Source organism: Streptomyces sp. NPDC058964 (genome assembly GCF_042741275.1).
Lineage (GTDB): Bacteria > Actinomycetota > Actinomycetes > Streptomycetales > Streptomycetaceae > Streptomyces.
Genome location: NZ_JBHYKH010000402.1, coordinates 1 through 8,426 on the forward strand (window position 1 = coordinate 1; position 8,426 = coordinate 8,426).

The following is an 8,426-nucleotide window of genomic DNA, read 5'->3' on the forward strand; positions in this document are numbered from 1 at the left end:
CGGGTACCGAGTGCCGTGTCGTCGACCCCGTCACCCGGGAGCCCGTGCCGGTGTGGTCCGACGGCGAGGTGGAGATCCGCGGCCCGCAGGTGCCGGCGGGCCCCGGCCGCCGCGGCGGGGCGCCCCGCGGGCGGGGCGCGCGCGCGCCGCGGCGCCCCGCGGGGCTCGGCACCCAACCGCTCAGCGGGAGACTCGACTTGTCCGGCCCCCAGGGCGCCCAGCTGCGCACCGCGATCGCCTCGGTGCACCGCATCTGCCCGGAGTTCGCTCCGGTCCAGGTACTGCGCCGCAGCGGGCGGTCCGTGCTCCTCGTCGGAACGACGGGGCGCAGCACGGCCGTCGCCAAGTGTCTGCTGGACCACTCGCCCGCGTGGGCCGAGCGGTACCGGCACGAGATAGCGGCATACCGTTCATTCGTCCGGCACCGCCCGCCGGTCCGGGCGCCGAGACTGATCGCGGCCGACCCGGACAACTGCACCCTGGTGATCGAGCGCATGCCCGGCCGGGTGGCGGCGTTCCAGCGGCATCCGGCGGAGGCGCCGCCACGCGCCGACATCCGGGCGGCGCTCGGGGCGATCTGCCGGCTGAACACCTGGCGTCCGCCGGCGGGCACGTTCGACGCGCCCCTGGACTACGCGGCCCGGATCTCCCGGTACCACGAGCTGGGTCTGCTCACCGACCGGGACATGGGTGACCTGCAGAAGCTGCTGCACGGCATCGCGCACGCGGCGGGCCGCCAGGGAATGGGCCAGTTCTGCCACGGCGACGCACTGCTCTCGAACATCCTGCTCTCACCGGCCGGTCCAGTGCTGGTGGACTGGGAGCACGCGGGCTGGTACCTGCCGGGGTACGACCTGGCGACGCTGTGGTCGGTCCTGGGCGACGCTCCGGTGGCCCGGCGCCAGATCAGTCAGATCGCCCAGTCGGCGGGGCCCGCGTCGCGGGACGCCTTCCTGGTGAACCTGATGCTGGTGCTCACCCGCGAGATCCGTACCTACGAGACAGCCGTGCAGCGCTCGATGCACGACGCGGCCCCGGCGGCAGCGGGTGTGGCCCACCCGGGCGCTGCGCCGACCGGCGAGGAACAGCGGCTGTTGCTGAGGCGGCTGCACGACGACTGCCAGCTGGCCCGCAGGGCGGTGCGGGCGGCGGTCGGCACTCGCTGACGGGGACGAAGGTCCGCGGTGCGCCCAGGGCAGCGGCGTACCGCGGACCTTCGTGCGCGGGGATCGGCCCGCAGGTGCCCAGTGGTGTAATCCACTGACGCCCCGCAGGCCCGCGAGCCTCCGCCACGAAACTCGCCGAACCCCTGCTTGACATGGGAAGTCGCCTTCTTCCGAGCATCATTGACGGATCGTCGGCAAGCCGGTACCACTGACCAAGCTCGGCGCCGTACGCCCCGCCACGCCCGCCCGTCACAGGAGGCCGCATTGCGAGGATCCGCCACCGACCCCACCTCGAAGCCCGGCAGCAGACGCACCCGGAGAACGGCCGGCACGCTGGCCTCCGCGGCCCTGCTGCTCCCGCTGCTGGGCGCGGCCCCCGCCCAGAGCACCGCCGGGTCCACCGGCGGCGAGCTGCAGCGCGCCTTCGCCGCCGCGGCCGCCGAGTACCACGTGCCGCAGAGCGTCCTGCTGGCCGTCTCCTACCTCCAGTCCCGATGGGACACCCACGCCGGGGCGCCCAGTGTGACCGGCGGCTACGGCCCGATGCACCTCACCGACGCGCGCACCGCGCTCGCGGCCGGCGAGCACCTGGCCGAGGGCACCGAGGACGCCCGTGGGGACGGCGCCCGCGCGGCGCTGCACCCCGACGTCCAGGTGCCGCGGCAGTCGGCACTCCCGGCCCGACTCAGGACACTGCCCAGGGCCGCCGAGCTGACCGGTATCCCGGCCGGCGAACTGCGCACCGACCCGGTGGCCAACGTGGCGGGCGGTGCCGCGCTGCTCGCCGCCGCCCAGAAGGACCTGGGCGAGCCGCTCAGCTCCGACCCGGCCGAGTGGTACGGCGCGGTGGCCCGCTTCTCCGGCGCGGACGACAGTGCGACCGCCGCGGCGTACGCGAACGACGTGTACGACGTGCTCCGCACCGGCGAGGAGCGCACCACGGACCAGGGACAGCGGGTCACGCTGACCGCCCGGCCGCACCTGAGCGCGAACACCGCGCAGCTGCGGCTCACGGGGCTGCGCACGGTGTCCGCCGACGACACCGAGTGCCCCGAGAAGGTGTCCTGCGAGTGGATCCCGGCTCCGTACGCGGAGTTCGGGGACAACGACTACGGCAACCACGACCTCGGCGACCGGCCCGCGTCGCAGAGCATCAAGTACATCGTCGTCCATGACACCGAGGGCACCTGGGACGGCGTCCTGAACCTGGTGCAGGACCCCACCTATGTGTCGTGGAACTACACCATCCGCTCCACGGACGGTCTGATCGCCCAGCACGTCAAGGCGAAGGACGTGGCGTGGCACGCAGGCAACTGGTACATCAACGCCAAGTCGGTCGGCATCGAGCACGAGGGCTTCCTGGCCTCGCCGGACGCCTGGTACACGGAGGCGATGTACCGGTCGTCGGCGCGCCTGGTGAAGTACCTCGCGAAGAAGTACGGCGTCCCGCTGGACCGGCAGCACATCCTCGGCCACGACAACGTGCCGGGACCGACCACCTCGACCGTCCCCGGCATGCACACCGACCCGGGGCCGTACTGGGACTGGCGGCACTACTTCGAGCTGCTGGACCACCCCTTCAAGCGCACCGCGGGCAAGAAGGGCGGGCTGGTGACGATCCGGCCGGACTACGCCTCGAACCGGCCGGTGTACACGGGCTGCACCACCCAGGGCGAGGCCTGTGTGTCGCACGGTTCCAGTGAGGTGCGGCTGTACTCGGACCACGACGAGAACTCCGCCCTGATCAAGGACATCGGTCTGGGCACGACCCCGACCACCGGGGTGAACGACCTGTCCTCGCGGGTCTCCACCGGCCAGCAGTACGCGGTCGCCGACCACTGGGGCGACTGGACGGCCATCTGGTACCTGGGGCAGAAGGCCTGGTTCAGGAACCCGAAGGACCGGCCCACGGCGGTGAACGCGTCAGGTCTCGTGATCACGCCCAAGGACGGCCTGAGCAGCATCCCCGTGTACGGGCGCGCGTACCCGGAGAAGGCCGCCTACCCGGCCGGAGTGCCCGCCCAGTCGGTGGTCCCGCTGCCGTACACCGTCACGGCGGACCAGAGGTACGTGGTCGGTGACGAGGTGCCGGGCGAGTACTACTACGCGGTCACCTTCACCACCGACTCGCACAAGGTCGTGGCCGGGCAGGACCTGTACTACGAGATCCAGTACGGCCACCGGGTGGCGTTCGTCCGTGCGGCGGACGTCCGCGTGGAGCCGTCGGCCGCCCGTTAGCCGCGCCGCGTCAGCCCTGCTGGAAAAGCTCCGCCGGGAGCGGCTTCAGCAGGGCGTACAGGTCGTCCGTGATGGGCCGGTCCCAGGCGGCGATGGTGACCAGGACGCCGTCGCTCCGGTCGAACTGGACGCAGGCGATCCGGCTCTCGGAGAGCTTCAGGCGCCGCACGATCAGGAGGTTGTCGCCCTGGAGGACCGGCATGTCCTCCGTGTCGGTGACGGTCACCTCCTCGTCGTTCTCCAGCGCGAGCAGCAGCTGCGCCACCTCGAAGGGGACTTCTCCCCCGGCGACCTCGCGGGCCGGGGAGCCCTGGGGCAGATTGCCGATGATCATGGCGGGGCCGCGGCCGCCGAACAGGTCGTAGCGCAGGAAGACGCCCTGACAGCTGCCGTCGGGGGCGGGCAGCAGACCCGCGCCCAGATTGCCGGGCCAGTCGCCCGGATCCATGGCCAGAACGTCGAAGTCGGGGCCGGCGGGAGTGGCGCTGCGGCGGCGGAGGAACGACATGCGGCCATGGTACGTGCACGAACGCGATCGGTGACGTGTGGGAGCCGTCTCAACGGGTAGCGGTGCCCTCCCCCAGGGCCGCCCCGAGCCCCGAGTGGTCGGTCCCCACCTTCCGGTAGACCGCCGACAGCAGGCGCACGACGGTCGGCTCGTCGGTGTGGAGCTCCGCTGCGATCTCCGCCTCGGTGCGGCCGCGGACGGCGAGGCCCGCGGCGGTGCGCTCGCGGCTGGTGAGCGTGTCGGTCTCGGTGCTGTGGAGGCGGCGGGGGCGCAGGCCGGCCGCGGCCAGTTCGCTCCGGGCCGTCTCCACCAGTCCGTCGGCGCCGCACTGGACCGCCGTGTCGAGGCCCCGGTAGAGGTGCTCGGCGGCCTCCCCGGGGCGGCCGGTACGGCGCAGTTCGGTGCCCAGGGCTACCAGTGCGCAGGCGAGCTCGTAGGCGGCCGGGGAGCGGTCCAGGTGGACGACGGCCTCCTCCAGGTACTTGACGCGGGCTGAGCCCGAGGACACCTCCGCGGCCGTGCGCAGGGCCTGTCCGACGGCGGACGGAGCGCCGAACTGCCGGGCGCGGCCGACGGCTTCGAGGGCGGTCTCGAGGGCCCGTTCGGGGGTGTCGTGGGCCTCGGCGCGGGCCAGGTGGAGCTGCCAGGGGCACCAGGCCGGGTTGCGGATGCCCCGGGGGTCGAGGCGGCGCCCGGCGGCGGAGAGCTCGGCCAACGCCTCCTTGTGGAGACCGCGGGCGAGGAGCAGTTCGCCGTGCACGGTCTGGGCGTCGGGGAAGACGACGGCCGCCGGGTAGGGCTCGCCGAAGCAGAAGTCGTCGGCGGTCTGTGCCGCCTCCTCGACGCGGCCCCGGGCCAGCAGGACCTCGATGAGGATGCCCACGGCGTACCAGTGGGCGGGGGTGCCGGGCCCGACCCGTTCGGCCAGCCGCAGGCCCGCGCGCACGAAGTCCTCGGCCTCGGCGAGCCGACCGCGCCGGTAGCGGACGTAGGCGAGGAGCGTGTAGGCGAAGGAGAGGTGGGCGCCGCGCCAGCCCTGCTTCTCGTAGTCGGCGATGCCGGCGGCGAAGAGTTCCTCCGTGCGTCCGGGGCGGTCGGCGTACATGAAGGCGAGCGACACCAGCACGGGCACCTCGAAGCCGCGATCGGGCTCCGCCCAGCGGAGGCCTCCGGTGAGGGCGCGTTCGGCGTGCTGGAGCGCGATCGGGGCGGGTTCGCCGCGCAGGACGGCGTCCCAGGTGCGCAGCCCGATGATGTAGCGCTCGGTGAGGTCGCGGCCCTTGAGGCGGTCGGCGAGCCGGGCGAGGCGGCGGGAGCGTGAGGGGTGGTCGGGTTCGTCCGCGCGGAAGGCGTCCCACATGAACTGCTCGGCCACCATGCGCAGCCTGACGCGTGCGTCGCCGGTCACGCGGATCTCACGGGCGAGGGTGTCGGAGGCCTCGGCGAGGCGGTCGCTGTGGGCGAGGACCTGGGAGAGGCGGTAGACGATGTTGTGCCGCAGTTCGGGTGCGGTGATGGGCTCGTCGAGGGCGGCGCGCAGGTGGTTGACGGTGGTCGCCGGCTCGGTGAGGAGGGAGGCGCTGCCCAGTTCGTACAGGACGGCGGCGCGGTCGCCGGGCGACGGGGGTTCGCGCAGCGCGCGGGCGAGGTAGGTGCGCGCGGCGTCGGGGGCGCCGGCCCTGAGGGTCTCGCCGGCGGCGGCGCGCAGTTGCTGCACGACCCAGCTGTCGCCGTCGGGATGGGTCTCCAGGAGGTGGCGGGCGGCGGCGGAGGGCCCCTGCCCGTCGTCGAGCAGGCACCAGGCGGCCTGTCCGTGCAGGGCGACGCGGACGCCGGGCGGGATGGCCCGGTAGACGGCGGTGGCGATCAGCGGGTGGACGAACTCCAGGGTGCCCGCGGTCGTCACGGTGCCGGTCAGGATGCGCGCGCCGCGCAGTGCGTCGGCGGCGTCGGCGGCCTCCTCGGGGCCGAGTCCGGCGACGGCGGCGGCGAGCCCGGGGTGGATCTCGGTGCCGAGGACGGCGCAGGCCCAGGCGAAGCGGACGGTGGAGGCGCCGAGGCGTTCGAGCCGGGCGATCAGCCCGCTGCCCTTGACCGCGGCGGCGAGGTCGCGCAGCAGGTGCGCCCCGGCCTCCGTCGGGGTGAGTCCGCGGTCGCGCACCTTGGCGATCAGCTCGACGGTCTCGAAGGGGTTGCCCGCGGTGACGGCCCAGCACTCGCGGCAGAACGCGTCGTCGGCGTGCGTGCCGAGGGCCTCGCGCACCAGGCGGGTTACGGCGGCGGCGCTGAGCGGTTCCAGGCCGAGCGGGCGTCCGCCCGCGCGTCCGGGCAGTCCGCGCAGGGACTCGGCGTGGTCGGGGAGTTCGTCGGGCCGGTAGGCGACGACGACCAGCAGCGGGAGTTCCTCGGCGCGGGGCGCGAACGCGGCCAGCCAGTGCAGGGATTCGGGGTCGGCCCAGTGGGCGTCGTCGAGGACGAGGACCATCGGGGCGCGGCGTACGGCGAGGTGGGTGAGGACCCAGTCGAGGCCGTCGCGCAGGCCCTGCTGGTCGGGTGGGGCGCCCTCGGTGGGGGCGCACAGGCCGAGAGCGGGGCCGACGATGTCGTACCAACTGCCGAGCGAGGACCGCAGTTCGCTCTCCGGCACGCCCGCGAGCTGCGGCTGGAGGAGCTGGCGGGCGACGTGGAAGGCGACGCGCTGCTCCTGGTCGCCGCCGCGGGCGGACAGCACCGTGCAGCCCTGGGCGGTGGCGCGGCGGCGGACCTCGGCGAGGAGGGTGGTCTTGCCGATTCCGGCGCGGCCCGCGAAGGCGAGCAGCGCGCCGCGCGGGACTCCGGGCTGCTCGGCGCCGTCCGCGCGCAGACCGGTCAGCTCGCCCAACGCCTCGTCGACGGCGGCGAGTTCTCCTTCACGCTCGAAGAGTGTCCGCCTGCTCCGAACGACCCGATGCTCCATCACTACCCCCCGCCACGGTCGTGGACCCGCGCGGGGAGCGGGCGCGCAGCGTGGCTGTCAGGCACCTCAGAGTACGCCTCGCCGGGCCCGCGCGAGCCCGCTGGGCGGCTACTGCTCGAATCCGTCCGGGCCGTGTCCCGCCACCGGGACCGTACGGGACCGACAATGCGGACATCCCCGCCCGCCGGCACGGGCCCGCGGCCGCCGACCCGGCCACCACCGCCCGGACATGAGCCCGCCGCGCTCCCGACAGCCGCCCCGGCCGCCTCAGTCCTCCGCAGGCACCGGCGGTACCACCGCGATCGGGCTCACCGCGTGCAGCAGGACCGCCTGGGTGACCGAGCCCATCATCCGGGCGGGGGCCAGGAGGCGTCGGCGGTGGCGGCCCACTACGACCAGCTCGGCGTCCCTGGATGCGGCGACGAGGTGGCCGGCCGCGTCGCCGGGCAGGGCGCAGACCTCGGAGTGCACGTCCGGCTGCGCCTTGAGGTGCGGGGCGAGCAGGCCGTCGGCCAGGGTCCACGTCTCCCGCTCGATGGCGCTCTGGTCGAGGGCCGGCGGGACCAGTTCGCCGGGGGCGGCGAGGCCGGTCACCGGCCACGGGTAGGCGGCGATCACCTGGAGCCGCGCGCGGAGCAGGGCGGCCTCGGCGAAGGCGAAGGCGAGGGCGGCCTCGTCGGGGACGTCGACGTACAGGCCGACGACGACCCGGGGCCCGGGTCCGTCCGGCGCCTCGCCGTGCTCCCCCACTGCCCCAAAGGCGTGGGAGGTACCCCCGTCGCGGCCGGGCCGGGGCACCACGACGACGGGGCACACGGCGTCGCGGGCGGCGGCCAGGCTGTTGGATCCGAGAAGCAGGCTGGCGAAGCCGCCGCGGCCCCGGGAGCCCAGCACCAACAGCTGTGCGGTGGAACTGAGTTCGGGCAGTACGACGGCGGGCGCCCCGACCGGGGCGGAGTATTCGACGGTCAGCCCCTCGTCACGCCCCCGCAGATGGTCGCGCGCCTGGTCGAGGACGGAATCGTCGGGCGGCTCGGGCGGTCCGGTGACCAGGACGTCGGGCTGCGACCAGGGGGCGTACTGCCGCGCGTACACCACCCGCAGCGGTGCCGAACGCCTGCGGGCGGCGCCGAGGGCCCAGTCCAGGGCGCGCAGGCTGTCGTCCGAACCGTCGACCGCGGCGACGACCGGCGGAGTGCTCATCGTTCCTCACCTCCGGAAATGCGACCTCCCCGTGTCCTGAGCCAGCCTCGCTCAGGCATCGGCCCCGGAAGGGCACTACAGGTCGCGTGTCCGGAAATCGGGGCGGAACACCCACCGGTTCGGCTCGCCGGCTCCTGCCCGGCGCCCCCGGACTCAGGTCAGGTCGAACTCCCCTTCCCTCGCCCCGGAGACGAACGCACCCCACTCCGCGGGTGTGAAGATCAGGGAAGGGCTCTCCGGGCGGTCGCTGTTGCGCATCGCGATGAATCCCTCGACAAAGGCGATCTGGACATCCCCCAGGCCTCGGCTGCTGGACATCCACTCGGCGCCGCTCAGGTCCAGATACTTGTTTTAA

The 8,426-nt window shown here is 74.0% G+C and carries 5 protein-coding genes and 1 pseudogene; 2 read left to right on the forward strand and 4 right to left on the reverse strand.

Going from position 1 to position 8,426, the window contains the following annotated elements:
- Window positions 1-52 precede the first annotated feature (52 nt).
- Both ACFW2E_RS34730 and ACFW2E_RS34735 read left to right on the forward strand, forming a co-directional pair.
- Window positions 53-1,166: pseudogene (locus tag ACFW2E_RS34730) on the forward strand (aminoglycoside phosphotransferase family protein).
- Window positions 1,167-1,430: 264 nt separating this feature from the next.
- Window positions 1,431-3,404: an N-acetylmuramoyl-L-alanine amidase gene (locus tag ACFW2E_RS34735; protein ID WP_384472290.1), complete on the forward strand. Its 1,974-nt coding sequence runs from the start codon at window positions 1,431-1,433 to the stop codon at window positions 3,402-3,404.
- A gap of 10 nt (window positions 3,405-3,414) precedes the next feature.
- On the opposite strand, the gene ACFW2E_RS34740 is transcribed toward ACFW2E_RS34735, so the two are convergent.
- From ACFW2E_RS34740 to ACFW2E_RS34755, 4 genes are all read right to left on the reverse strand, one after another.
- Window positions 3,415-3,912, reverse strand: a complete 498-nt coding sequence (locus tag ACFW2E_RS34740; protein WP_384472293.1) for a hypothetical protein — start codon at window positions 3,910-3,912, stop codon at window positions 3,415-3,417.
- Between the two features lie 49 nt (window positions 3,913-3,961).
- Entirely contained in the window at window positions 3,962-6,868 is a 2,907-nt protein-coding gene (locus tag ACFW2E_RS34745) for an ATP-binding protein (RefSeq protein ID WP_384472296.1), read from the reverse strand.
- Between the two features lie 267 nt (window positions 6,869-7,135).
- The gene (locus ACFW2E_RS34750) at window positions 7,136-8,071 is read right to left on the reverse strand and encodes a universal stress protein (protein ID WP_384472299.1); all 936 of its coding nucleotides are present in this window, start codon (window positions 8,069-8,071) and stop codon (window positions 7,136-7,138) included.
- A gap of 153 nt (window positions 8,072-8,224) precedes the next feature.
- Entirely contained in the window at window positions 8,225-8,413 is a 189-nt protein-coding gene (locus ACFW2E_RS34755) for a DUF397 domain-containing protein (protein WP_384472302.1), read from the reverse strand.
- Window positions 8,414-8,426: the final 13 nt, after the last annotated feature.